The sequence below is a fragment of the Vibrio metoecus genome (genome assembly GCF_009665255.1).
Taxonomy (GTDB): Bacteria; Pseudomonadota; Gammaproteobacteria; order Enterobacterales; family Vibrionaceae; genus Vibrio; species Vibrio metoecus_B.
The window spans coordinates 1,754,995-1,778,367 of the sequence record NZ_CP035686.1; the positions used below are offsets into that span (position 1 = coordinate 1,754,995).

21 protein-coding genes, 1 tRNA gene and 1 riboswitch are annotated in these 23,373 nt (G+C 47.3%); of the genes, 7 read left to right on the forward strand and 15 right to left on the reverse strand.

All coding sequences use genetic code 11. The annotated features are described in order from the left end of the window. Positions 1-24: 24 nt before the first annotated feature. The 3 genes from EPB59_RS07945 to apbC all read right to left on the reverse strand — a co-directional run bounded on the left by EPB59_RS07945 (position 25) and on the right by apbC (position 4,128). Entirely contained in the window at positions 25-2,136 is a 2,112-nt protein-coding gene (locus EPB59_RS07945) for an AsmA family protein (RefSeq protein ID WP_154172193.1), read from the reverse strand. Positions 2,137-2,233: 97 nt separating this feature from the next. Beyond that, positions 2,234-2,875: a uridine kinase gene (gene udk / locus EPB59_RS07950; RefSeq protein ID WP_001293736.1), complete on the reverse strand. Its 642-nt coding sequence runs from the start codon at positions 2,873-2,875 to the stop codon at positions 2,234-2,236. Positions 2,876-3,051: 176 nt separating this feature from the next. Next, positions 3,052-4,128 carry an iron-sulfur cluster carrier protein ApbC gene (apbC, locus tag EPB59_RS07955; protein WP_195706955.1) on the reverse strand — a complete coding sequence of 359 codons (1,077 nt, stop codon included), beginning with the start codon at positions 4,126-4,128 and terminating at the stop codon, positions 3,052-3,054. A gap of 157 nt (positions 4,129-4,285) precedes the next feature. Here apbC and metG point away from each other — a divergent pair, with 157 nt between their 5' ends. Beyond that, a complete protein-coding gene (gene metG, locus EPB59_RS07960) occupies positions 4,286-6,337 on the forward strand; it encodes a methionine--tRNA ligase (RefSeq protein ID WP_154172197.1) in 2,052 nt (683 codons plus the stop codon). Between the two features lie 102 nt (positions 6,338-6,439). Here metG and tnpA read toward each other — a convergent pair whose 3' ends face one another. Continuing rightward, the gene (tnpA, locus tag EPB59_RS07965) at positions 6,440-6,877 is read right to left on the reverse strand and encodes an IS200/IS605-like element IS1004 family transposase (RefSeq protein WP_142740806.1); all 438 of its coding nucleotides are present in this window, start codon (positions 6,875-6,877) and stop codon (positions 6,440-6,442) included. Positions 6,878-7,299: 422 nt separating this feature from the next. Between tnpA and EPB59_RS07970 the strand changes: the two genes are divergently transcribed. Beyond that, complete coding sequence (locus EPB59_RS07970) at positions 7,300-8,115, forward strand: hypothetical protein (protein WP_055050485.1); 816 nt, start codon at positions 7,300-7,302, stop codon at positions 8,113-8,115. 68 nt (positions 8,116-8,183) lie between these two features. Here EPB59_RS07970 and udp read toward each other — a convergent pair whose 3' ends face one another. From udp to EPB59_RS07985, 3 genes are all read right to left on the reverse strand, one after another. Further along, positions 8,184-8,945, reverse strand: a complete 762-nt coding sequence (gene udp, locus EPB59_RS07975) for a uridine phosphorylase (RefSeq protein ID WP_055031974.1) — start codon at positions 8,943-8,945, stop codon at positions 8,184-8,186. Between the two features lie 321 nt (positions 8,946-9,266). Continuing rightward, positions 9,267-11,573, reverse strand: a complete 2,307-nt coding sequence (locus EPB59_RS07980) for a zinc/cadmium/mercury/lead-transporting ATPase (RefSeq protein WP_154172199.1) — start codon at positions 11,571-11,573, stop codon at positions 9,267-9,269. A 116-nt stretch (positions 11,574-11,689) separates the two neighbouring features. Continuing rightward, on the reverse strand, positions 11,690-12,106 hold the full coding sequence (locus tag EPB59_RS07985; protein WP_001086715.1) for a CBS domain-containing protein: 417 nt from the start codon (positions 12,104-12,106) through the stop codon (positions 11,690-11,692). Between the two features lie 227 nt (positions 12,107-12,333). Between EPB59_RS07985 and EPB59_RS07990 the strand changes: the two genes are divergently transcribed. After that, complete coding sequence (locus EPB59_RS07990) at positions 12,334-13,308, forward strand: GGDEF domain-containing protein (RefSeq protein WP_154172201.1); 975 nt, start codon at positions 12,334-12,336, stop codon at positions 13,306-13,308. A 9-nt stretch (positions 13,309-13,317) separates the two neighbouring features. On the opposite strand, the gene moaE is transcribed toward EPB59_RS07990, so the two are convergent. From moaE to moaA, 5 genes are all read right to left on the reverse strand, one after another. After that, on the reverse strand, positions 13,318-13,779 hold the full coding sequence (moaE, locus tag EPB59_RS07995) for a molybdopterin synthase catalytic subunit MoaE (RefSeq protein WP_154172203.1): 462 nt from the start codon (positions 13,777-13,779) through the stop codon (positions 13,318-13,320). 1 nt (position 13,780) lies between these two features. Further along, positions 13,781-14,026 carry a molybdopterin synthase sulfur carrier subunit gene (gene moaD, locus EPB59_RS08000; protein WP_154172204.1) on the reverse strand — a complete coding sequence of 82 codons (246 nt, stop codon included), beginning with the start codon at positions 14,024-14,026 and terminating at the stop codon, positions 13,781-13,783. Then, a complete protein-coding gene (gene moaC, locus EPB59_RS08005) occupies positions 14,023-14,502 on the reverse strand; it encodes a cyclic pyranopterin monophosphate synthase MoaC (protein WP_195706956.1) in 480 nt (159 codons plus the stop codon). Before moaC ends, moaD begins: the two co-directional genes overlap by 4 nt. 10 nt (positions 14,503-14,512) lie before the next feature. Beyond that, positions 14,513-15,025, reverse strand: coding sequence for a molybdenum cofactor biosynthesis protein B (gene moaB / locus EPB59_RS08010; RefSeq protein WP_000509704.1), 513 nt, complete (start codon positions 15,023-15,025; stop codon positions 14,513-14,515). Between the two features lie 59 nt (positions 15,026-15,084). Next, a complete protein-coding gene (moaA, locus tag EPB59_RS08015; protein ID WP_195706957.1) occupies positions 15,085-16,074 on the reverse strand; it encodes a GTP 3',8-cyclase MoaA in 990 nt (329 codons plus the stop codon). Beyond that, a riboswitch (molybdenum cofactor riboswitch) is annotated at positions 16,063-16,202 on the reverse strand. Its footprint overlaps the gene before it by 12 nt. Positions 16,203-16,380: 178 nt before the next feature. Between moaA and EPB59_RS08020 the strand changes: the two genes are divergently transcribed. Beyond that, positions 16,381-17,277 carry a YvcK family protein gene (locus EPB59_RS08020; protein ID WP_055050479.1) on the forward strand — a complete coding sequence of 299 codons (897 nt, stop codon included), beginning with the start codon at positions 16,381-16,383 and terminating at the stop codon, positions 17,275-17,277. Here EPB59_RS08020 and luxU read toward each other — a convergent pair. The 3 genes from luxU to uvrB all read right to left on the reverse strand — a co-directional run bounded on the left by luxU (position 17,260) and on the right by uvrB (position 21,319). After that, the gene (luxU, locus tag EPB59_RS08025; protein WP_055050478.1) at positions 17,260-17,601 is read right to left on the reverse strand and encodes a quorum-sensing phosphorelay protein LuxU; all 342 of its coding nucleotides are present in this window, start codon (positions 17,599-17,601) and stop codon (positions 17,260-17,262) included. The genes EPB59_RS08020 and luxU overlap by 18 nt on opposite strands. A gap of 3 nt (positions 17,602-17,604) precedes the next feature. Continuing rightward, complete coding sequence (gene luxO / locus EPB59_RS08030) at positions 17,605-18,972, reverse strand: quorum-sensing sigma-54 dependent transcriptional regulator LuxO (protein ID WP_081017668.1); 1,368 nt, start codon at positions 18,970-18,972, stop codon at positions 17,605-17,607. A gap of 316 nt (positions 18,973-19,288) precedes the next feature. Continuing rightward, on the reverse strand, positions 19,289-21,319 hold the full coding sequence (gene uvrB / locus EPB59_RS08035) for an excinuclease ABC subunit UvrB (RefSeq protein ID WP_154172211.1): 2,031 nt from the start codon (positions 21,317-21,319) through the stop codon (positions 19,289-19,291). A 586-nt stretch (positions 21,320-21,905) separates the two neighbouring features. On the opposite strand from uvrB, the gene EPB59_RS08040 reads away from it, so the two are divergent. The 3 genes from EPB59_RS08040 to rsxB all read left to right on the forward strand — a co-directional run bounded on the left by EPB59_RS08040 (position 21,906) and on the right by rsxB (position 23,369). Continuing rightward, positions 21,906-21,981: transfer RNA gene (locus EPB59_RS08040), tRNA-Asn, on the forward strand. A gap of 219 nt (positions 21,982-22,200) precedes the next feature. Next, positions 22,201-22,782: an electron transport complex subunit RsxA gene (rsxA, locus tag EPB59_RS08045; protein ID WP_000141446.1), complete on the forward strand. Its 582-nt coding sequence runs from the start codon at positions 22,201-22,203 to the stop codon at positions 22,780-22,782. After that, a complete protein-coding gene (gene rsxB, locus EPB59_RS08050) occupies positions 22,782-23,369 on the forward strand; it encodes an electron transport complex subunit RsxB (protein WP_000104491.1) in 588 nt (195 codons plus the stop codon). Before rsxA ends, rsxB begins: the two co-directional genes overlap by 1 nt. Positions 23,370-23,373 lie beyond the last annotated feature (4 nt).

A 23,373-nucleotide genomic window follows, 5' to 3' on the forward strand; every position in this document is an offset into this window, starting at 1 on the left:
AGTTTCATTAGCAATGCATAACCATCAGTTAAATAGACCTTTCAACAACCCATCCACCGCTTTCTTGGTGTCTTCGTTTTTGATCTTGTCCGTCAATTTTTCCACGCCGCGATCCACTTCTTTCTTGGCTTTTTGTTTGAGTACATCATCAAACACCAAGCGGAACTTCGGATCACTCCATGCGCCTGAAATATTGATCGGGATGGTCACATCGCGCAGCTCATCTAAACTCTTACCGCCCTGACCTTCCAAGGTTCCAACAATCGAAGTACGCACCAGAAAATCAACATTTTGCTGTAGGTAATTGGCTTTACCTTCACCATGAATACGCAACAATGGCGATTGCATATTAAGATCGTTGGTCGTTACTTCACCTTTATTGAGTTTCAGCGTCGTCGTCATCGCACTAAAGTCGGTTTTCTTGACGGTATCCACTTCTTCAACACTTTGGCCTTTGATTTTGGCGTAGTTGGTACGAATCAAGTGCGCCACGTTAATGCCCTTCACCGCACCATCGGCAAAGTTAATCGCCACAGTACCGACCAGATTTTTCTGGATGCCGCTTGGTGTTAGGCTCTGGCCTTGCACATTCACATCAATATTGCCTGTGCCTTCTAGCATTTCGTTGTTCAGCACATCTTTTAGCAAAGGCTTAACCTGTACCCCTTTGATCTGCTTCTTCACACTGTAAGTCGCGGGCGTTTTACGCGCATCCACTTGCGCGCTAGCTTGCACGGATCCTTGATACAGATTCGCGGTGAAGGATTTCAAATCCACCACGCCACGATTGACCGCAAAATTCGCTTTTACATTTTGTAGATGGGCGTTGCTGGCTTTGAATTTATCAATGCTAATCTCACCCGCCACATCCAAGGCGTTGAGTGCCGACAAATCTGGTTCCACTTCTGCTGGGGCATTTGTCGCGGGAGCTGACGCTGAGGATGCCGCTGCTTCCTTGGCTGGCGCAGGTTGCGACTCTTGAGCTTTCGTGCCTAAGAAGGCATCCAAGTCAATCTCAGGGCTGTGCAAGTTGAAACGCACTTTCGGAATATCTGCGAGAGTGACATCCGCTTTGCCATCGAAACTTAGCGCATTAGCCGTTAGTTTGTTGAGCAGCACACTGAGATGGTTTTGTGTCAAATCGAAAGCAATCTGCGAGTCTAAACTTAACTTCATCGGTGATTGCGGTAACGCAGCCCCTTCCAGTTCGGCTTGCAGCTTCAGTGCATCCAAACCGACTTTGCTGATCGCTTGATTGACCATCAGTGATGCAGAACCTTGCGCATTAAGCTTCATGTCTGCCGCTTTACCCGCCACAGAGAAGGTCAAAGCGTTGGCTTTATCAAACTCAAAAGTATCGAGTTGCAACTTCGCAGAATCAATTTGGTTACTTGGATCACTAAAGCTCGCATCGAGATTAATGTTACGTAGTGCATATTGCTTAAAATCTGCTGATAGGCGCACTTCAGCTTCACCTTGCGCGGCAAACTTCTGCTGATCTTTATCGCCTTTCGCGGCAAAGGTCGCTTTCGTCCAGCTGTCTGGCACAAACTCAGCAACGCTCAGTTGAACGTCATACAGCTTGGTATGCGAACCCGCTTTTTTATCCGTTATTTCCAACACCGCATTGGAGACAGAAACGCCCCCTAATTCAATACTCCACGCCGCGGTTGGCTCGCTTGAGCTTGACTGAGAAGCGGGTGCAGAGTCAGTTGTCGCTGGCGCGGACGCGGGTTTAGATTGCGCTTGCGTCAAGGCATCCAAATTGGAGCGACCATCTTTAAGCGTTTCCAGATGGAATTCTGCACCATCCAAACGGATGTTGCCGATTTTGAGCTGTTTATCGAACAGTGGCATCACTGAGACATCAATACCCACACTCTCAACTTTAAACAGGTTTGGGCTAGCAAAACCTTGTGGGTTTTTCAGCTCGGTTTTGCCTAACTCAAAACCGATAGATGGGAAAAATTGCCAGCCAATATCGCCTTCAATCACCAAATCTAAGCCAGTTTGTTTTTTGGTTTGCTCTACGATTAAAGGTTTAAATTGGTTGGGGTTAACCAACAACACTAAGGCCAGCAGTGCGCCAACAATCAGCACAACTAAACCGAGAAGAGAAATAAACAGTTTTTTCATCTGCTTTTCCTTGCTTGACGAGAAAAAGAAAGTGGCACTTAAAGTGCCACTTCTACTTTGAAAAATAAAGCTAAGCGATGCAAAGCTCTGGTCAAAATTACGATTTGAGCAATTTTGCGATATGCGCTTTGAGAACATCAATCGCGATACGGTTTTTACCACCACGCGGCACAATGATGTCAGCGTACTGTTTAGACGGCTCAATAAATTGCATAAACATAGGGCGTACCGTCTCTTGATACTGCTTCAGTACAGATTCCATAGTGCGACCACGCTCTTGTACATCACGCTTCACACGGCGCAGCAAGCAGATATCCAGCGGCGTATCCATAAATACGGTCGCGTGCATCAAATCACGTAGACGTGGATCGGTCAGAAGCAGGATGCCTTCCAGAATGATCACTTTCTTCGGCGTCATGGTGGTGGTTTGCTCGGTACGTGTGTGCTCAGTGTAGCTGTATTCTGGCACTTCAACCGCTTCGCCACGCGCCAGCATTTGCAAATGTTGGCAAAGGAGATCGTGGTCTAGCGCACTTGGGTGGTCGTAGTTGGTTTTAACACGTTCTTCCATGCTCAGATGGCTCTGATCTTTGTAGTAGCAATCTTCCGTAATCACACCGATTTGATGGTCACCCACTTTGGCGCGTAGCTCATTATAAATCGTGCTCGCAATGAGACTCTTACCAGAAGCAGAAGCGCCAGCAATACCGACGATGACACATTGATTATTCTCAGACATGGTTATGCACCCGAACATGGTTGTGAGGAATGAAGGTAAACCGCCTGATTATAGGGAGAATGTGACCGAGATACCAGTTTGCATTAGGCAAAAACAGCCACATAAATGTCGGATGGATAAGATTAAACCAGAGCAAACGATTACATTCACTCTGGCTGTTAGAGCAGGATGCGGCTTTAATTAACCCACTGGATTTGAATGCTCTCTGGTTTGGCTTTGCCTTGCCAAAACAGCGAAGCACACATACGCTGCGCCAACGCTAAATAGCGTTCGGTATGTTCGCTATTGGGACGCGCCACCACGGTCGGAACTCCCGCATCAATATCCTCTCGCATGTCAATATGCAGCGGAATTTGTGCCAGCAGGGATAAACCAAATTCAGCGGCAAGAGTTTGCGCTCCGCCCACGCCGAAAATATGCTCTTTTTCGCCGCAATGACTACAGATGTGGTAACTCATGTTTTCCACCAGCCCAATCACGGGCACGTCCACTTTGGCAAACATCGCTGCGCCTTTGCGGGCATCGGCGAGCGCTAAGTCCTGCGGCGTGGTCACAATCACTGCGCCGGTCACCGGAATTTGCTGCGCGAGGGTGAGCTGAATATCCCCCGTGCCCGGCGGCATATCGATCACCAGATAATCCAGATCCGGCCACTCGGTTTCATTAAGTAACTGCGCCAGCGCCTTAGAAGCCATTGGCCCACGCCAAATCGCGGCATCCGCCTCATCAACCAAATAACCAATCGAATGCGTGGCAATACCGTGTGCCTCAATTGGCTGCATCCATTTATTTTCACGCACTACTGGTTTAGTTTGGGTTTTACCGAGCATGAGCGGGACGGAAGGACCATAAATATCGGCATCCAATAAACCAACTTTGGATCCTGACTTCGCAATTGCGAGTGCAAGATTCACCGCAGTCGTGGATTTACCCACGCCACCTTTGCCTGACGTCACCGCAATAATGTTTTTCACCCCTTTGACTGCCGCACTTACGCGAGTTTCCAGCGCTTGAGGTTTCACTTGAATGTCAAAGGTTACTGGCGCAATCGCGCCGCTTGCCTGCTGCTTGGCGATCCAGTCACTCAATTCATTGATAAGAGTGTTCGCAGCAAACGGTAGTTGAATCGTGACTTGCTGATTGGGCATTATCGTAACGACAGACGGTGACATTGCCCAATCTGCAATTAAATCGGGATGCGAAAATTGACTCAGCCATAGGCAGAGATCCTGTTTGGATTGAATAGATTGCATAACTTCCCCTTTTTTACCCATGCTATCACCGCTCAGCCTGCGACTGAACCCCGAAAAAGATAGGGGAATCAACTGTTGCGCGCCTTGGCGTGACTGCGTGCTTAGGGTAGTATTATCGCTTCAATTTGGTCCCTATCAAGAAAAGCGAATATTAAGTATGGCAAACGATCCAAGAAAACTTCTGGTAACTTGTGCCCTGCCTTACGCGAACGGTTCAATCCACCTTGGTCATATGCTTGAGCATATCCAAGCTGACATTTGGGTTCGTTATCAGCGTCTGCGTGGCAATACAGTAAACTTTATCTGTGCGGATGATGCGCACGGCACACCTATCATGCTGAAAGCACAGCAAATGGGTATGACACCAGAAGCGATGATCGAGATGGTGAGCGAAGAGCACCAACGCGACTTTGCTGGCTTCGATATTAGCTTTGATAACTACCACAGCACGCACAGCGATGAAAACCGCGAGCTGGCTTCGCACATCTATCTGCAACTGAAAAAGAACGGTTTTATTTCAAGCCGCACCATTTCTCAGCTGTTCGATCCTGAAAAAGAGATGTTCCTGCCGGATCGTTTCGTAAAAGGAACCTGCCCGAAATGTAAATCAGAAGACCAGTACGGTGACAACTGTGACGCCTGTGGTGAAACTTACAGCCCGACTGAGCTGATCAATCCAAAATCAGCGGTCTCTGGTGCGACGCCAGTGATGAAAGATTCTGAGCACTTTTTCTTTGACCTGCCTCAGTTCGAAAGCATGCTCAAAGAATGGACGCGTTCAGGTTCTCTGCAATCTGAAACCGCTAACAAAATGCAAGAGTGGTTTGAAGGTGGCTTGCAGCAGTGGGATATCTCCCGTGATGCACCGTACTTCGGTTTTGAAATCCCGGGCGAGAAAGACAAATTCTTCTACGTGTGGCTAGATGCCCCTATTGGTTACATGGGTTCATTCAAAAACCTGTGCGACAAGCGTGGCGATCTGGACTTTAACGAATACTGGAATAAAGACAGCAAAACAGAGCTTTACCACTTCATCGGTAAAGACATCGTTTACTTCCACAGCTTGTTCTGGCCTGCAATGCTGGATGGCTCTGGTTTCCGTAAACCCACCAACGTGTTTGTGCATGGTTATGTGACCGTCAATGGCGCGAAAATGTCTAAGTCGAAAGGTACGTTTGTGAAAGCAAGCACTTACCTGAATCACTTGGATCCAGAGTGTCTACGTTACTACTACGCAGCAAAACTGAACAACCGCATTGACGATCTCGATTTGAACCTCGAAGACTTCACCCAACGTGTGAATGCTGACGTGGTGAACAAAATCGTTAACCTTGCGTCACGTAACGCAGGCTTCATCACTAAGCGTTTTGATGGCAAGCTGTCAGCACAATTTGCTGAGCCTGAGCTGTATGCAGAATTTGCTGGCGCAGCCGATCGCATTGCGGAGCTGTTTGAAGCGCGTGAGTTTGGTCGTGCCATCCGTGAAATTACTGCATTGGCAGACAAAGCGAACCAGTATGTAGATGAAAAAGCCCCTTGGGTTGTCGCGAAACAAGAAGGCCAAGACCAAGCGCTGCAAGATATCTGTACTGTAGGCATTAACTTGTTCCGCGTACTGGTTACTTACCTCAAGCCAGTGATGCCCGCTTTGGCAGAGCGCACTGAAGCTTTCCTAAACCAAGAACTGACTTGGGAAGGCATCGCAACACCGCTGACTGATCATGCGGTAACGCCATTCAAAGCGCTGTTCAACCGTATCGATCCGAAACACGTTGAAGCCATGATTGAAGCGTCTAAAGCCGAGGCGGCAGCAGAAAAAGCCGCGGCAGATGCAGCAAAACCAAAGAGTGAAGAAACTGAACTGAGCAAAGATCCCCTAGCGGCTGAAATTGAGTTCGATGATTTCGCGAAAGTGGATCTGCGTATTGCCAAGATTCTTTCTTGTGAAGCCGTAGAGAAATCAGACAAGTTACTTAAGTTTGAACTCGACATCGGCGGTGAAACCCGTCAAGTCTTCTCTGGCATTAAATCTGCCTACCAACCAGAAGATCTGATTGGCAAATACACGGTTGTGGTAGCCAACCTCAAACCACGCAAGATGAAGTTTGGTATGTCAGAAGGCATGATCCTCGCCGCCGGCCCTGGCGGTAGTGACCTGTGGTTGCTTGAACCACATCAAGGTGCTCAAGCGGGCATGCGCGTGATGTAATTCTCGCCTCTCTTCGATTGTTATCGAGTTTGAGAGCATAAAAATCCGCCTTCTTAGAAGGCGGTTTTAATATAAGCCCCCTAAAAGGGGGCCACGACGCTGTTAGTCTCTCAATAACTCTAACTGCTGCTCTTGCTCAAGCTCTTTTTTGTCTTGATGCCGTACATACCGTCTAATGATTTCTTCATTTACACCTACCGTATCCACAAAATAGCCTCGCGCCCAAAAATGATTTCCCCATAACTTTTTCCTGATATGTGGAAACTTGTTGAATAGCCTAATTGCACTCCTACCCTTTAAAACTCCCATCAACGTCGAAATCGATACTTTGGGCGGAATTATCGCAACTAAGTGGACATGTTCTGGCTGAACATTGAGTTCCAAAACTTCACAATCTTTCATATTACAAAGAATGTAGATCGAACGATTTAGCTCTTTGGCTACATTACCTTTTAAGATCTTAAAACGAAATTTTGGTGTCCAAACAATATGATATTTGCAACGCCAATAGACGTGTGATGAACTTCTGTAGTCGCCCATGTTATTTGAATCCTCTTACTTATGGTGAATAAGAGTTTGTCTTCTAACATGGGCGCATTTTCGGGCAAAAGCCCCTAGGGACATTCACCACCGCTAAAAGCGGTGGTTTAGGGATGACAATTAAAAGCCTTTGCTATTGCAAAGGCTTTTTTTTATCCCAATCCTGTAATAACAACTCACTGGCGCTTTTCCCTGAAATCACTGTGCAGCGATGTGCAATGCAAACGCTGAAAAACTTAAAGTCGCTCACACTTTTTGCGCATCATGCCCCATAAATGTGCATCAAATCGAAGCCTGAATTCATAATACATTGATTTTTAATCATTAAATTTCTGGCATCCAAACTGCAATACTCCAAACATCCCTTTTCATAGGCTCAGTGCAATACGAAAGGGCGATTTAATACCAACACGGAGGTGGCTATGTTTGTGACGATTTCAATGCTGATATCATTGGCGATTCTTGGCTTCATTTATTCTCTTTCTCAACAAAAGCATTCAACGCAGCAACGTAAATTTGAGTTGCTGATCTGCCTGCGCGAGGTGCTAGCACTGTGCCGTCAGCACCGCAGCCTGACTCATCACGCACTCAATCATACCGAGGTCAATTCTTCTGAGCTCAGTGCACTGGCTGCACTAGAAAAACGCCTGTTGGAAAAATCTGAACAACTGATCCAGATTGCCCATTTTGATAACAAGCCCTCATACCGCATTTTGCAAAACTCATTAAAAACGGTCTTTAACGAGTGGCAGCAAGCCAGCGTAGGAAAAAATCAACGTCTGCATGGCAAGTTGATCCGCCACTGCATGTACTTGATGGATGATGTGGTGTTGGCATGGTTAGCAGAATCTGGACGCGAAGAATTAAGTGATGAGTACCATATGAACTGGCAACAAATTTTCGATGCGATGGAAACACTCACTCAACTGCGTCTGAGTATTGAAGATACTCGCAATGAAAACAATGGATTACGTTTGAGACACTATTGTGAACTGATGCAACGTAAGCTCAATCAGCTAGCGCTGATTAGCCCTTTGACACTCGGCTCCCCCGTCTGTTCATCGGCGATGCGCCAACTTAACGAAATCACCGATAACAACCAATTCAATTTGGAGAGCAGCGAGCTTTATCAATTAAGCAGTGAACTTTCTTCAACGATCGCACAGGTGTATGACCATATGCTGAATGATTTAGTAGAGAGCCTTTATCAGCCGTTACCACAACTCGTTATTGCTTAAAGGAAGCTAAAAACAGAAAGCACCACATCAAGTGGCGCTTTTCATTAATCGAGGAAAATAACTGTACGTTATTTCAGCATCTTACGCGCAGCTTCGACCACAACTTTGATAGAACGAGCTTCGGTTTCTTTCAACGTTGCGTGGTCAGGGATCTCTTTCTGAGTACGGTTGATGATCACCCCCGCCACACAGCCCGCTTTCAAACCAGAGCTCGCGCACATGGTCAGCAGAGTTGCCGATTCCATTTCAAAGTTCAGCACGCCCATTTCTTGCCACTCTTTCATAGAGCCTTGGAAACGGCGCACGACACGGCCGGTGAAAGTATCGTAACGCTCTTGGCCTGGGTAGAAAGTATCAGAAGAAGCGGTAATACCCATGTGCACTGTTGCACCGCTTTCTTGTGCTGCCGCTTTCATTGCGGTCGCCACATCAAAATCCGGTACTGCTGGGAATTCCATCGGCGCGAAGTGCAAGCTTGCACCATCCAAACGCACTGAACCCGTTGTAACAATCATGTCACCCACATTAACGTGTGGTTGAATAGCACCTGTAGTGCCAACACGCAGGAAAGTACGTACACCCAATTGTGCCAGTTCTTCTACTGCAATCGACGTTGAAGGACCACCAATACCGGTTGAACAAACCACAACAGACTGGCCATCCAGCTCTGCGCGGTACACGGTATATTCACGATGGCTAGCGAGGAAAACTGGGTTATCCATCAGCTCAGCAATTTTTTGTACACGAGCAGGGTCGCCCGGGATAATCGCTAATGTTGCACCGTTTAAATCTGCTTCAGTCACACCAAGGTGGAATACAGTTTTGGTCATAAGGGGGCTCCTTCAATTGCGTCTATTCAGCGCATTAATCATTTGGGGTACGAAACTAATGTACCTGATAGGGCAAATCAATTAAGTGATAGCAATCACATCAAACACAGCAATAAACATCAATCTTTCACAATTAATCGATTTGCATCACAAATAATCTGTATCTGTGCTGCAAATACATACAACCCATTGCCGTCTTTCGTCAATCTCAGCAAAGCATAGTGCAGAATCTGTCATCCTCAAGCGGGTTAGTCACAGCACCAACCCTGCTAGAGGCAACAATTGCCTCTAGCGAAAGCGGTCTTCTATTAGGAAGAGAGATCATGACGGAGATCGAGAACCGAATCGGAGCAAACGTAGCGCATTCAGTGTGACCAATGCTGTCGCACCACTATCGGCAAGCACAGCGACCCACAGCCCCGTAATGCCAAGTAAGCTCGTGACCAAAAACACGGCTTTTAGACCTAATGCCAAGGTGACGTTTTGGCGAATAATCGCCAGCGTCGCCCGCGACAGTTCAATCATGCTGGCAAGCTCAACCAACCGGTTGTGGGTCAGCGCCGCATCGGCCGTTTCTAACGCCACATCCGTACCGCCGCCCATGGCAATACCAATACTGGCTTCTTTCATCGCAGGGGCATCGTTAATGCCATCGCCCACCATGGCGACACGCTGATTCTGCGCTAACTGCTGGATATATTTCACTTTATCTTGCGGTAGTAACCCCGCACGAAAATCCATATTCAATTGGCGACCCATGGCGGCAGCACTGCGTTCGTTATCACCCGTTAGCATTAACGCATTCACACCAATTCTCTGCAGTGCTTCAACAGCTTGGCGAGCGTCTTGCCGCAAGGTATCTTGCCAAGCAATCACGCCTACGGCGCTCTCCCCTTCTAGCATCACCACCACCGTTTTACTTTCTGCTTCGAGCTGTTCTACCTGTTGGCGTACGGTTTCAGGTAATGCTATTGCAACCCGATTGGGCGCTAAAATTTGGTAAGTGACACCATTAATCCTTCCGCTAATGCCTCTTCCTACGAGCGCGGTTTTATCTTCCGCATCTGGGATCTCACAACCTGTTGCTTGTGCTTTAGCGACCAGTGATGTAGCTAATGGATGATGTGACCCCATCTCTATCGCAGCTGCTTGAGCCAATAAGCGGTTCTCGTTCCATCCCTGATAAGCAATAAGATCCGTCACTTGTGGCTTACCTTCGGTCAACGTACCGGTTTTATCAAAGGCAATGGTTTCGATTTTACCGAGTTGTTCTAATGCGGCTCCGCCCTTAATCAAAGCACCACGACGCGCCGCAGAGGCTAAGCCTGAAGTAATGGCCGCAGGAGTTGAAATCACCAGAGCACAAGGGCAAGCAATCAGCAACAAAGCCAAGCCTCGGTAAATCCACGTTTGCCAATCGGCACCAAATGCCAACGGTGGAATCGTAATTACCGCAACAGCCACTACCATCATAAGTGGTGTGTACCAACGGCTGAATTTATCTAAGAACCGCTCCAACGGTGCTTTACGTGACTCCGCTTCCTCAATCATATGCAAAATACGGTCGATCGCGTTTTCACCTTGTTTCGAGGTGATTTCAATCTGCACCACCTTATCCACGACCACACAACCTGCAGAAACCCGCTCCCCTGCCGTTAATTCGACAGGTAAGGATTCGCCCGTTAACGCACTGTTATCCAGACTGGCGGCGGCAAGTAAGCGCCCATCCGCAGGTAAACGACCTCCGGGAGCCACTTCAATGACATCTCCCGGCTGTAACTGCGCGACCGGCACCGTAATACGCTGACCATTTTCAATCCGTAGCGCATTTTCAGGCACCAGAGCCATTAAGGCTTGCACTCCGCTTCGGGCGCGTGACGCGGCGTACGCTTCCAAGCGTTCACCAATCAAAAACAGTAGAAGAACCATTGCTGCTTCTAAGGTTTCCCCCAGATACAATGCGCCAATCGCCGCAACCGACATCAAGGTTTCAATCGAGAAAGGAGAACCCGATTTGCCCAGACGCCAAGCTTGCTGAATGATCGGTAATAAACCTAACAGACAGGTAATTGTGAATATCCAACGGCTGATTTCGGCGGAATTGACTATTACTCCCACCGCCATCAAGGCTGAAATACCAATAATTCGTGCGTTTTCACTTTGCCAAAACGGTGGTTTCGTGGACTCTGCAGCCGAAGCTGTCGCACCCGTTGAACTTAAGGTAAAACCACTATTCACCACGGCTTGTTCAATGTGTCGCGCCGTCGATTCTTGGTTAAAACCCACGACCAGTTTCTGGGTAGCAAAAGTGACGTGTACCTGAGTGACATCACTCAGTTGTTTGACTGCTTTTTCAATTTTTTGCGCACAGGAAGGACAATCCATTCCCGCAATGAACCAGCTTTGCTGAAAACGTGATGAGAGCTCTGAATTTCGACGTCGCTCGGGCTCCTCATCGGAACTTCCGCCGCCCTCAGCGCCACTGCAGCAGCTATCACCGCCACATGAAGCCACAACGTCGGCAGCACGGATTGACGCAATTTTAGGGCTTCCCGCGCAACTTGTTTGGTGGCCAGACATAGGTTTCGTTAATGATTTTGAACGACAAGCATGGTGTTTAGTGCACATAGTTTCATCTCCTTTTTGTGGTCTGCCGTCAGCTTACACCTTGGAGTTAACTTCAAGGTCAAGCTTATTGAGCAATAAGTAGCAAAAAGTTTATCGTTCAGTCACCATAACGAGACTTAAACGGGATGTTGAAAACAGCTATTTAATGTTTTACTCAAAGCACGAAGAACATCACGCCGAGTGATCACCCCGACTAGCTTGCCATCCTCTATCACAGGGTACATTTTAGGTTTTCCCACTTTCATCATCGCCGCCATCTCGATAATTGAAGTGTCCGGTGACACCGACAGCACTTCGTTATGCATGCAGTCGCTAACGATATGAGTATCTTGGCAGTGATAACTGGCGTGTACCAATTTATCCAACAAATCCTGTTCGGATAAAAATCCAACCACATGCCGCTGTGCATCAATGACGGGGCCCCCCATATTGTCTGAACGCACCACTTTCTCTAACGCGGCAGTCAACGACATTTCCGGACTAAAGGTAATCGCTTGCGTGGTCATATAATCACTAACTTTCAGTGAGTTCATCCTGTTCTCCTTATGTTCACGCTCTTGTGAATCATCTTAAGTGTTGTACAAAGTGAACGATTTATCCTGTCTCATTTCTTAACTCAATCGCACAATATCAAAACGATCTCATCCTTTCTTATGAACATTAGGTTTAATTAATAAAAGTAATACATGGCCCATATTCGTTCACGATAAGATCATCTATAAATAAAGTAATACGTAATCACTCAATAGGGATCGAGTCGGTGACTTCTATTTTCTCCTCGACGATTATTGCTAACCCTGAAATTCTGCAGTTTATTTTCCAATCACTGCCTGAACCTACCTTTCTGCTCAATAAACAAGGTGTCTATTTAGAAGCATGGGGAGGCACTGACAGTGAACGCCACCATAATCCCTCTTACTTAGTGGGTTTAAATCAGTATGACGTACTCCCCGCAGCACAAGCGGCTTGGTTTACCGAGGTGATTGTTGAGTCAATCGAACAAAATTGTGCTAAAGAGTTGGAATATGAAGTCGACCCAACTCAGTTGCCTTGCTTTCAGCATGTTCCAGGACCTACCGACAAGCAGTATTTTTCTGCGTTAGTGATCCCGTTACCGGGCACGGAAATGGTGCTATGGACAATACGTAACATCTCCGATTACAAGCACACGGTTGAAAAACTCGCACAGCATCAGTTGGAGTTGGAACACCTAACGCATATGGACCATCTCACCCAAGTGTATAACCGCTATGCGATGGATTCATTACTACCGCAAGCTCTTGATATTGCAAGACTGGATAAGATGAGCGCCGCCATACTGATGATCGATATCGATTGTTTTAAAGAGTACAACGATGGGTATGGTCATATTCAAGGTGATGAGGTTCTGCGTAAAATCAGCCAAACGTTACGCCGATGGAAATCCAACCTTGAACTCTGTTTCCGTTACGGAGGAGATGAGTTTCTGATTTTTATGACAGGTGCGAATATCGAACTGTGCCAACAGCGCGCTGAAGAATTAATGGGGATGATCGCGAATTTGCACATCCCACATCACAGTTCAAGAGTCTCAGATCACGTGACGATCACGATAGGCATTCGTCACTGTGACTTGATAGAGCGAGAAATGACGGCCGAAAAACTGGTTTCTGTTGCCGATAAGGCCCTTTTTCATGCTAAACATCAGCAACGTGGCACGATTCATATGTTCAGTAGTACGACTTGGCATGAATAACCGTAACAGTTATTCACCTTTCTCCCAACGCTGCGCGGCTTGATGATCGCTATCACGTGAATCGATCCAGCGGCTCTCTTCCGTCGTCAGCTCTTTTTTCCAAAATGGCGCGCGAGTTTTCAAGTAATCCATGATGAATTCGCACGCTTCAAAGGCTGCATTTCGATGCGCACTAGTCACACCAACCAACACAATTTGATCGCCACTGAGCATGTCGCCCACCCGGTGAATCACCCGAACGCGCTGCAGAGGCCAACGCTCTTCCGCCATATCGCAAATCTCCAACAAGGATTTTTCCGTCATCCCCGGATAATGCTCAAGGTGCAGCCCCACCACATTATCACCCAAGTTCATATCTCGAACCTTGCCGACGAAAGTCACCACAGCGCCCGCCTGAGTCCCTTGCGCTAAAGCTTCGTATTCTTGAGCAACAGAGAAATCTTCCGTTTGTACCGATACGCGATGATCCATATTAACCCCCCGTCACTGGCGGGAAGAAGGCCACTTCATCACCTTCTTGTAACGGCGTATCAAGTGGCACAATGGATTGGTTGACAGCAGCCAGCAGCTTGCCCGGCTCTAAAGCCAAATCCCACTTACCCGCTTGCTGCACCAAATGCTGACGCAAAGCTTCTACACTCGAAAAATGCTCATCTACGGTAAGGCTATCGCAACCGACTAACTCTCGGGTTTGCGCAAAAAACAGTACCTTAATCATGCATCCACCTTAAAGTGCCCTGATTTTCCGCCCGATTTTTCAAGCAACCGAACATTCTCAATCACAATATCTTTCTGTACCGCTTTGCACATGTCGTAAATAGTGAGCGCAGCAACCGATGTGGCGGTCAAGGCTTCCATCTCAACACCGGTTTTACCGCTGAGTTTACACAGTGATTCAATGCGTACACTGTTTTGCTCTGGCAAGGCTTCAAGCTGTACTTCTACTTTAGAAAGCAGCAGCGGGTGACAAAGCGGGATCAGCTCCCACGTACGTTTCGCGGCTTGAATGCCCGCAATACGCGCCGTGGCAAATACGTCCCCTTTATGGTGCTGACCAGAGAGAATCAGTTGCAGCGTTTCGGGTGCCATGCGCACATAGGCCTCGGCACGAGCTTCACGAACCGTGTCAGCTTTATTCGACACGTCCACCATATTGGCTTCACCTGAAGCATTAATGTGAGTGAGTTGACTCATCAAACCTCCCTTATACCGTTAGGTGCGGCATAAAGTTACATGGGCGATGGGAAGCATCCAATTGCTGTTTAATGATTTTTGTCCAACCTGTGCGGCATGCACCCGTTGAACCCGGCATAGCAAAAATCACCGTGTGGTTAGCAAAACCCGCTACCGCACGCGACTGAATGGTCGAGGTACCGATCTCTTCAAAAGAGACCATTCGGAACAGTTCACCGAAGCCTTCAACTTCTTTATCAAACAGAGGCTTAAGCGCCTCAGGTGTGCTGTCACGTGAGGTAAACCCTGTACCGCCAGTGATCAAAATTGCTTGGATGGTTTCATCCGCAATCCACTGTGAAACTACCGCACGGATTTTGTACATATCGTCAATCACGATCTGTTTATCCGCCAGTTTATGACCCGCTTCTTGCAGCTGCTCAGCCAAGTAACGACCTGAGGTATCGTTTTCTTCCGTACGAGTATCTGACACCGTTAAAACGGCGATGTTTGCTGCTTGAAATTTGCTTTCTGCGTGACCCATTTGTTCACCTTTTAAAAATGGTTAAACCTCAATAGTGAGGTCAAATTATCGGTAGAAACTCAGCCGCCAATCGAGGCTAAATGCGGCGTGACACCCGAGTTTCCATCATGCAGGAAGTGGGTTTCCGCCTTGTTTTGCAACTGAGTTTGAATTCGTTCAATCAATGCGTTTTCTTGGTGATCTTCTTGCAAAAGATCGCGCAAATCTATCCCTTGTTCGCCAAATAAGCAGAGATGCAGTTTGCCGAGCGCCGACACACGCAGGCGGTTACAACTGCTACAAAAGTTCTTTTCATAAGGCATGATGAGGCCTATCTCGCCTTGGTAATCCGGGTGGATAAACACCTGTGCAGGGCCATCGTTATCCGCTCTGGCTTTGAGTAGCCAACCGTTACCAAGCAGATAGTCACGGATTGACGCGCCTGAGACATGATGGCGAGTAAATAACTCGTCCATTTCTCCGGTCTGCATCAATTCAATAAAACGCAGTTGGATGGGGCGGGTTTTAATCCACGCCATAAATGTAGGGAGCTCAAGGTGGTTCAGATTTTTCATCAGCACCACGTTGACTTTGACTTGCTCGAAACCGACCTCAAACGCGCGATCAATACCGGACATCACTTGCTGGAAACGGTTTTCACCTGTGATTTGCGCGAACATACGCGGATCTAAACTATCCACGCTGACATTCAGTTGCGTCAACCCCGCATCACGCCACTCACCAATATGTTTCGCTAAACGATAGCCATTGGTGGTGGTAGCGACTTTCTGAATGCCGGGAGTTTGCGCTATGGTATGAATGATTTCGCCAAAATCTTTGCGCAGCGAAGGTTCACCGCCGGTGATTCTCACCTTTGAGGTGCCGCAATGGGCAAACGCATTCACCACTCGGCGAATTTCATTCACAGCCAAAAATGAGGTAGGACGATCCACCAATGGCTTATAGCCATCAGGTAAGCAATAGGTACATTTGAAATTACAAACGTCAGTTATGGATAGACGTAAGTAGTAAAACCTACGTTGAAATCTGTCTTCGAATTGTTGCGCCACAGAACACCTTTCCAAATACGGGAGGCAAAATCATTTCCAATCCTGCCCTTGTGACATTCTGCCACTGGCTTACAACGCATATTTACAGGTTTAAACTTAGCGCGGTAAGCTCGGAGTTAAGGCCAAGCAGTACGATGTTTCCATCTCTTTAGCTCAGGCTGCTGGTAAAATACTTAATAATTGTATGTGATTCTAGCCTTAACGAGAAAAAAATGATGACCTTGCGGAAATTAGCCCTAAATAGGTACTCATTGTGAATGAAGTTCGTTAAATTGCTGCAGGTTATGAAAAAATAAGAAGATGCTCATGTCTCTATACGAAAACAAGAAAGTCGTCGCCATTGGCGGCGGCCATGGTTTGGGACGCATGTTGGCGGCGCTCAAAGTGTTTGGCTCCAATGCCACCGGCATAGTCACCACCACAGATAATGGTGGCTCAACAGGACGTATTCGTCACTGCCAAGGTGGGATTGCTTGGGGTGATACCCGCAACTGCATCAACCAGTTGATTACCGAGCCGTCCATCAGTTCGATGATGTTCGAATACCGCTTTAAAGGGGCTGGAGAGCTCAACGGCCACAACTTGGGCAACCTGATGCTCACCGCTTTGGACAACCTTTCTGTACGTCCGCTGGATGCGATTAATCTTATTCGTAACATGCTTAAAGTTGATGTGAATATTCTGCCGATGTCTGAGCATCCCTCTGATCTTGCTGCTCTTTCAATGGATGGGAAATGGGTAACGGGCGAAACCAGCGTTGACGAAATGACGCAAGATTTGCGAAGACTCGATCTTGCACCTGAAGTCCCCGCCACCAAAGAAGCAATCACTGCGATTCAAGAAGCGGACTGCGTGATCCTCGGCCCCGGTAGTTTCTTAACCAGCATCATGCCACCGCTTCTGTTACCAGAATTGGGTAAAGCGATTGCACGCAATCAAAAGGCTAAAGTGATTTTTGTGGAGAACCTTTCACCAGAATATGGTCCAGCAGGAAGAATGAGCCTAGAGCAGAAGTTGGAGTGGTGTGAAAGAGCGTGTCAGGGACGCAAAATTGATGTAGTGCTAGGTCATCACCCTCATTCGGATCTGCAAGGGCAATGGAATTTTGTTACCCGAGATTTGGCCTCTGCCAACCGTGACTGGCGTCATGATCGGCAGAAGCTGAGACAAGCGATTGAAGAGCAGTTAATCGACGAGCTCTGAGTAACATTGATGCGTCTGTTTCAACAAATCGAGCATCAGTGTGACTTCTAGCGAGATGTCCAGCATCTCGCCAGATTTGGCTCGGCTATCCAATTCAATCGCTTTGGCACACAAGCGGTCTGCGCCAAAACTAGCCGCGCTACTTTTCAGTGCGTGGCTGATTTCTTTTAGATACGCCAATTTATCGGCTACAGCTTCACTCACTAGCCTAATCTGATAATCGTTCAATTCACCAAGAAAAATGTTGACCAGTATGGGGACATTCTCTTCGCCAATTTCTTTGGCAAGCAAATCAATTTTGCTCTGGTTAATCCATTCACTCATCGCTTACCGCTCCCTCTCTTTTTCTTGAACTTTTTCATTCCAAGCTTGCAGCTTGCGATAAATGGTTGAAGGACTGACATCCAGATAGGTCGCGGCGCGGGGGATATTACCATCACAAGCTTCAATGGCTTGCTCAATAGCTTGTTTCTCAGTCATCCACAATGGAAAAATTTCATGCACCGACACTTTGTTTTCATGGGCGAGCGGTAAAGCTCGATTGATCGGTGCTGGCATTTGGTTTAGTGGTGGTGGGAGCATATCTAACGTGATTTCACGGCCTTCATTCAGTACCACGACATTACGCAAAACGTTTTGTAGCTGGCGCACGTTACCCGGCCACTCGTAGTGACGGAAGCGCTCGACCACTTCGGCCGACAAGCGGACGAAATCTTTCCCCTCTTCTTTGGACATAAAACCAAGCAGCGAGTAGGCAATCTCAATCACATCATCACCACGCTCGCGCAATGGCGGTAAGTGCAGAGGGATCACATATAAGCGGTAATACAAGTCTTCACGAAAACGGCCTTCTTGCACCTCTTTCCATGGGTCACGGTTGGTCGCACACACAAAGCGCACATCCACGCTTTTCATTTTCGATGAGCCGACTTTTTGGAAGGTTCCGGTTTGGATGAAGCGCAGCAGTTTGGTCTGTAAATCCAAATCCATTTCGCACAATTCATCCAAAAACAGTGTGCCACCATCAGCGGCTTCCGCAGCGCCTTGGCGTTCAGTCGCCGCACCGGTAAAAGCGCCTTTGACGTGGCCGAACAACTCACTTTCAATCAGATCTTTCGGGATCGCGGCGCAGTTAATGGCAATAAACGGTTTATCGCCACGTTTACTCGCAGCGTGAATCGCCTCCGCGCACACTTCCTTACCGGTACCACTTTCACCCGTAATAAAAATACTCGCTTTACTGCTCGCCGCTGAGTCTATTGTGCGATAGACCGCTTGCATGGTTTGGCTACTTCCGATAAAGCCTTGATAGTTCTGATTTTTATTATCGACATCGTTTTTGAGTTTCGACGCTTTACGGATCGCATTATTCACCGTTACGCGTAGACGATCCGCTTCACAAGGCTTAATCAAAAAGTCTTGAGCGCCGTGGCGCATCGCTTCAACCGCTGTATCAATTGAACCGTGCGCCGTCATGAACACGATAGGCACATCCGGTGATTTTTCTTTTACCGCATGCAGGACATCCATCCCCGTCATATCCGGTAAACGTAAATCGAGCAGGATCAGATCCGGCTCACGACGACTGATGCTTTCAATTGCATCGCGCCCTGTGCCGACGATATTGATATCAATATCCAACGGGGTGAGATAGGAGCGATACAACGCCGCCACCGACGCTGTATCTTCTACCATGAGTAAGTATTTTGCTTTCTGCAAAGATTGATGTTGTTGCATAGCCTAGCCATTATTGTTTTGCATTTTGCTGTAATAATTGCATTTGGAATTGCATTTTGCAAATTCCAATCGAAAATTTCTCCCCGATAGCGCCAATGCTCACAAATATTGACCGCTTTTCATTGGCACGATATGTGCTTTACTACTATTGACCCGCAAGGGTCACCTAGCCAACTGACGTTGTTAGTGAATAAAAATGTTCACAAATAACAGCCAATAGACTCATTCTATTGGCTATTTTTTTATCTGCGTGTTTGAAATACGCATTCACCGATTAGCTGTTGGCGATAAACTGCTGACGCAACTGATGAATCTCGTCGCGTTTTTGCGCGGCTAACTCAAACTCTAAGTTCTGCGCATGTTGGTACATCGCCGCTTCTAGTTTGCTGATCTCTTTTTCCAATTGTTGTGGTGTAAGAGCTTGATATACAGCCGATTCTTCCGCAACCTTGGCCAAAGGCACTACTTTGCTGTTCTTTTGCTTACGAGATTTCGCAATATCGCCCAACTCCATAATGTCTTTCACGCTGCGCTTTAGTGGCTGTGGAGTAATACCCAGCTGCTCGTTATAAGCATGCTGCTTCTCACGGCGGCGCTCGGTTTCATCCATCGCTTTACGCATAGATTTAGTGATCGAGTCGGCGTACAAAATCGCTTTACCATTGATGTTACGAGCAGCACGGCCGATGGTTTGAATTAATGAACGTTCAGAACGCAAAAAGCCTTCCTTATCTGCATCAAGGATAGCCACTAAAGCGACTTCCGGCATATCCAAACCTTCACGGAGCAAGTTGATCCCCACCAGCACATCAAACACACCCAATCGCAGATCGCGGATGATTTCGACCCGTTCAACCGTATCAATATCTGAATGCAGATAGCGTACTTTTACCCCATGCTCATGCAGATATTCGGTTAAGTCTTCCGCCATGCGCTTGGTTAGGGTAGTCACCAAGATCCGCTCATCATTTGCAGCGCGAATACGTGCTTCTGAAAGCAAGTCATCCACTTGAGTAGCCACTGGGCGCACTTCGATGATCGGATCCAGCAAACCCGTCGGGCGAACCACTTGATCCGCCACTTCACCACCCGATTTGGTTAACTCATACTCACCCGGTGTTGCAGACACAAAAATGGTTTGCGGAGCCAGTGCTTCAAATTCATCAAATTTAAGCGGGCGGTTATCCAGAGCGGAAGGTAAGCGGAAGCCAAACTCCACCAAGGTTTCTTTCCGTGAACGATCGCCTTTAAACATCGCGCCAATTTGCGGCACGGTGACGTGTGATTCATCGATGATCAGCAAGCCATCGTGGGGCAAGTAATCAAAGAGCGTTGGAGGCGGCTCCCCCTCGGATCGCCCGCTAAGGTAACGCGAGTAGTTTTCAATCCCGGAGCAAAATCCCAGCTCGTTCATCATCTCAATATCAAACTGAGTTCGTTGAGAAATCCGCTGTTCTTCGAGCAGTTTATTGTTATCTAAGAGATATTGCCGACGTATTTGCAGCTCATGCTTGATCTGCTCTATCGCCTCAAGGATCCGTTCACGCGGGGTTACATAGTGCGTTTTAGGGTAAACGGTGAAACGCGCTAAATCACGTGACGTCACAACCCCAGTTAATGGGTCAAAAAGGCTGATGCATTCCACTTCATCATCAAACATCTCTACCCGAACGGCTTCTTGATCTGATTCTGCGGGAAAGATATCAATGACTTCGCCTCTAACGCGGAATTGACCCCGTTCAAACGCCATGTCATTACGTGAATATTGCAACTCAGCTAACCGACGCAGCATATCGCGTTGGTTGATGACATCACCTCGGCGTAAATGCAACATCATTTTTAAATAAGAATCGGGGTCACCCAAACCGTAGATAGCAGAAACCGAAGCGACAATCACCGCATCTTTACGCTCTAATAATGCTTTGGTCGCGGATAAACGCATCTGCTCAATGTGCGCATTAACTGAAGAGTCTTTCTCAATAAAAGTATCGGTGCTCGGAACGTAAGCTTCAGGCTGGTAGTAGTCATAGTAAGAAACGAAATACTCCACCGCATTGTTGGGGAAAAAGGCTTTCATTTCGCCGTACAGCTGAGCCGCAAGGGTTTTATTCGGCGCAAGTAAAATGGTAGGACGCTGAGCGGTAGCAATCACATTGGCTAAGGTAAAGGTTTTACCTGACCCTGTTACCCCAAGCAGAGTTTGGTGCGCTAATCCTGAATCCAACCCCTCTAGTAATTGCTTAATCGCTGTAGGTTGGTCGCCGGCAGGTTGATAATCCGAAACCAATTCAAATGCTTTACTCATTGCATCCTCGTTGCACTCTTTTTCGAACGCTATTGTTGCTGTATGCATAGCGGATGATCAAGCACTTAATTTCGCCACCTTTTATCACGTACACTGTGGTGTAAATGGATTTCCGCATCCATGTGCGAAGGATCTTCATTTTACTGAAAATAATCCTAGCTTCACGATATGAGGTTTGCTAACATCCTCAGCCCTACTCAGGCTTATCGCCTACCCTCGCCATAAAAATAATCCACCTGTTTTCCCCAGATTTTCCTCTTGACCCGTTTTCATGCCTAAAATTCATCAATCCATGTCGCACAACGAAACTTGTGGAAAAGAAAAAATAACTCTTATAAAACAATAAATAAAACAAAAAATCGCCTTTATATAAAACTGAGCTTTTACTCAAAAAACACTCTAAGCCGAACTAACTCAAGATTCATCAACACACTTATCCACAAATTTAGTGGATAAGTGAATGCAGCTCAATAGCCGTAAGGGATACGAGAAAGTAAACCCTTAACCACATAAAAAAGCGACATTTTTTTCAGCGAAAAACATTGACACGAAAAAACCAGATCGCTAACATCCGCTCCGAAACTATTCCTCCTTAGTTCAGTCGGTAGAACGGCGGACTGTTAATCCGTATGTCGCAGGTTCGAGTCCCGCAGGAGGAGCCAAATTTAAAGCCCAGTCCCTAGCGACTGGGCTTTTTTATTACCGATTTTCAGAACAAAATTCCCTACACGATCTCTTGTGCTTCTCTACCGTTCGCCTCTTATTTGCCACCTATTGCGTATAATTTATGTTCATGTATCTAAAACCTTAGCTTTCCTTGGTTGTTATTGCTTTGGCAAAGCAGGATAATGCCGGGATCGGAATCAAACATTTATATAACTATGACCGAATATATTTTGTTGTTAATCGGCACGGTGCTGGTGAACAATTTTGTACTGGTGAAGTTCTTGGGCTTATGTCCTTTCATGGGCGTATCGAAAAAGCTAGAGACCGCAATTGGCATGGGGTTAGCGACAACCTTCGTCCTGACCTTGGCCTCAGTTTGCGCCTATCTGGTGGAAAGCTACGTGTTACGACCACTAGGCATTGAGTATCTGCGTACCATGAGCTTTATTTTGGTGATCGCTGTCGTGGTACAGTTCACCGAAATGGTTGTGCACAAAACCAGCCCGACACTCTATCGCCTGCTAGGGATTTTCCTGCCGCTGATCACCACCAACTGTGCGGTGTTAGGTGTTGCACTGCTCAACATCAACGAAAATCACAACTTCATTCAATCGATCATTTATGGCTTTGGCGCTGCAGTCGGCTTCTCTCTGGTGTTGATCCTGTTCGCTTCGATGCGTGAACGGATCCATGTCGCCGATGTTCCCGCGCCCTTCAAAGGAGCGTCCATTGCTATGATCACCGCAGGTTTAATGTCTTTGGCCTTTATGGGCTTTACCGGGTTGGTGAAACTGTAATGAGTACCATAGTCATCGCTGTTCTTGCTCTGGCGGCATTGGCCGCCGTGTTTGGAGCCATACTGGGTTTTGCTTCGATCCGCTTTAAGGTTGAGGCAGACCCCATCGTTGATCAAATTGACTCCATCTTGCCGCAAACCCAATGTGGCCAATGCGGCTACCCCGGATGTCGCCCATACGCTGAAGCCATTGCCAATGGTGATGCGATTAACAAGTGCCCTCCTGGTGGTCAAGCGACCATTGAAAAACTCGCAGACCTAATGGGCGTCGAAGTACAAGACTCCGCCCATGATCTGGACAACAAAGTCAAAATGGTCGCCTTTATCCATGAAGACATGTGTATCGGTTGTACCAAGTGTATTCAGGCTTGTCCGGTCGATGCGATTGTGGGCGGTAACAAAGCCGTACACACTGTGATCAAAAATGAGTGCACAGGCTGTGACCTGTGTGTCGCCCCCTGCCCGACCGACTGTATTGAAATGATCCCGGTACAAACCACGCCAGAGAGCTGGAAGTGGCAACTCAATGCCATCCCTGTGGTCAATGTGACCGATTCTGCGCCTGCTGCGCAGAAGAGTGTGAATTAAGGAT

What these genes read in the sequence shown, in the direction of transcription:
- rsxA (WP_000141446.1), top strand. Translation starts at nt 22,201, where the DNA reads ATGACCGAATATATTTTGTTGTTAATCGGCACGGTGCTGGTGAACAAT.
- uvrB (WP_154172211.1), bottom strand. Translation starts at nt 21,319, where the DNA reads ATGAGTAAAGCATTTGAATTGGTTTCGGATTATCAACCTGCCGGCGAC.
- luxU (WP_055050478.1), bottom strand. Translation starts at nt 17,601, where the DNA reads ATGAGTGAATGGATTAACCAGAGCAAAATTGATTTGCTTGCCAAAGAA.
- moaE (WP_154172203.1), bottom strand. Translation starts at nt 13,779, where the DNA reads ATGGATCATCGCGTATCGGTACAAACGGAAGATTTCTCTGTTGCTCAA.
- moaB (WP_000509704.1), bottom strand. Translation starts at nt 15,025, where the DNA reads ATGGGTCACGCAGAAAGCAAATTTCAAGCAGCAAACATCGCCGTTTTA.
- moaD (WP_154172204.1), bottom strand. Translation starts at nt 14,026, where the DNA reads ATGATTAAGGTACTGTTTTTTGCGCAAACCCGAGAGTTAGTCGGTTGC.
- moaC (WP_195706956.1), bottom strand. Translation starts at nt 14,502, where the DNA reads ATGAGTCAACTCACTCACATTAATGCTTCAGGTGAAGCCAATATGGTG.
- EPB59_RS07945 (WP_154172193.1), bottom strand. Translation starts at nt 2,136, where the DNA reads ATGAAAAAACTGTTTATTTCTCTTCTCGGTTTAGTTGTGCTGATTGTT.
- metG (WP_154172197.1), top strand. Translation starts at nt 4,286, where the DNA reads ATGGCAAACGATCCAAGAAAACTTCTGGTAACTTGTGCCCTGCCTTAC.
- tnpA (WP_142740806.1), bottom strand. Translation starts at nt 6,877, where the DNA reads ATGGGCGACTACAGAAGTTCATCACACGTCTATTGGCGTTGCAAATAT.
- EPB59_RS07980 (WP_154172199.1), bottom strand. Translation starts at nt 11,573, where the DNA reads ATGTGCACTAAACACCATGCTTGTCGTTCAAAATCATTAACGAAACCT.
- rsxB (WP_000104491.1), top strand. Translation starts at nt 22,782, where the DNA reads ATGAGTACCATAGTCATCGCTGTTCTTGCTCTGGCGGCATTGGCCGCC.
- udp (WP_055031974.1), bottom strand. Translation starts at nt 8,945, where the DNA reads ATGACCAAAACTGTATTCCACCTTGGTGTGACTGAAGCAGATTTAAAC.
- apbC (WP_195706955.1), bottom strand. Translation starts at nt 4,128, where the DNA reads ATGCAATCTATTCAATCCAAACAGGATCTCTGCCTATGGCTGAGTCAA.
- EPB59_RS07970 (WP_055050485.1), top strand. Translation starts at nt 7,300, where the DNA reads ATGTTTGTGACGATTTCAATGCTGATATCATTGGCGATTCTTGGCTTC.
- udk (WP_001293736.1), bottom strand. Translation starts at nt 2,875, where the DNA reads ATGTCTGAGAATAATCAATGTGTCATCGTCGGTATTGCTGGCGCTTCT.
- EPB59_RS08020 (WP_055050479.1), top strand. Translation starts at nt 16,381, where the DNA reads ATGTCTCTATACGAAAACAAGAAAGTCGTCGCCATTGGCGGCGGCCAT.
- luxO (WP_081017668.1), bottom strand. Translation starts at nt 18,972, where the DNA reads ATGGTAGAAGATACAGCGTCGGTGGCGGCGTTGTATCGCTCCTATCTC.
- EPB59_RS07985 (WP_001086715.1), bottom strand. Translation starts at nt 12,106, where the DNA reads ATGAACTCACTGAAAGTTAGTGATTATATGACCACGCAAGCGATTACC.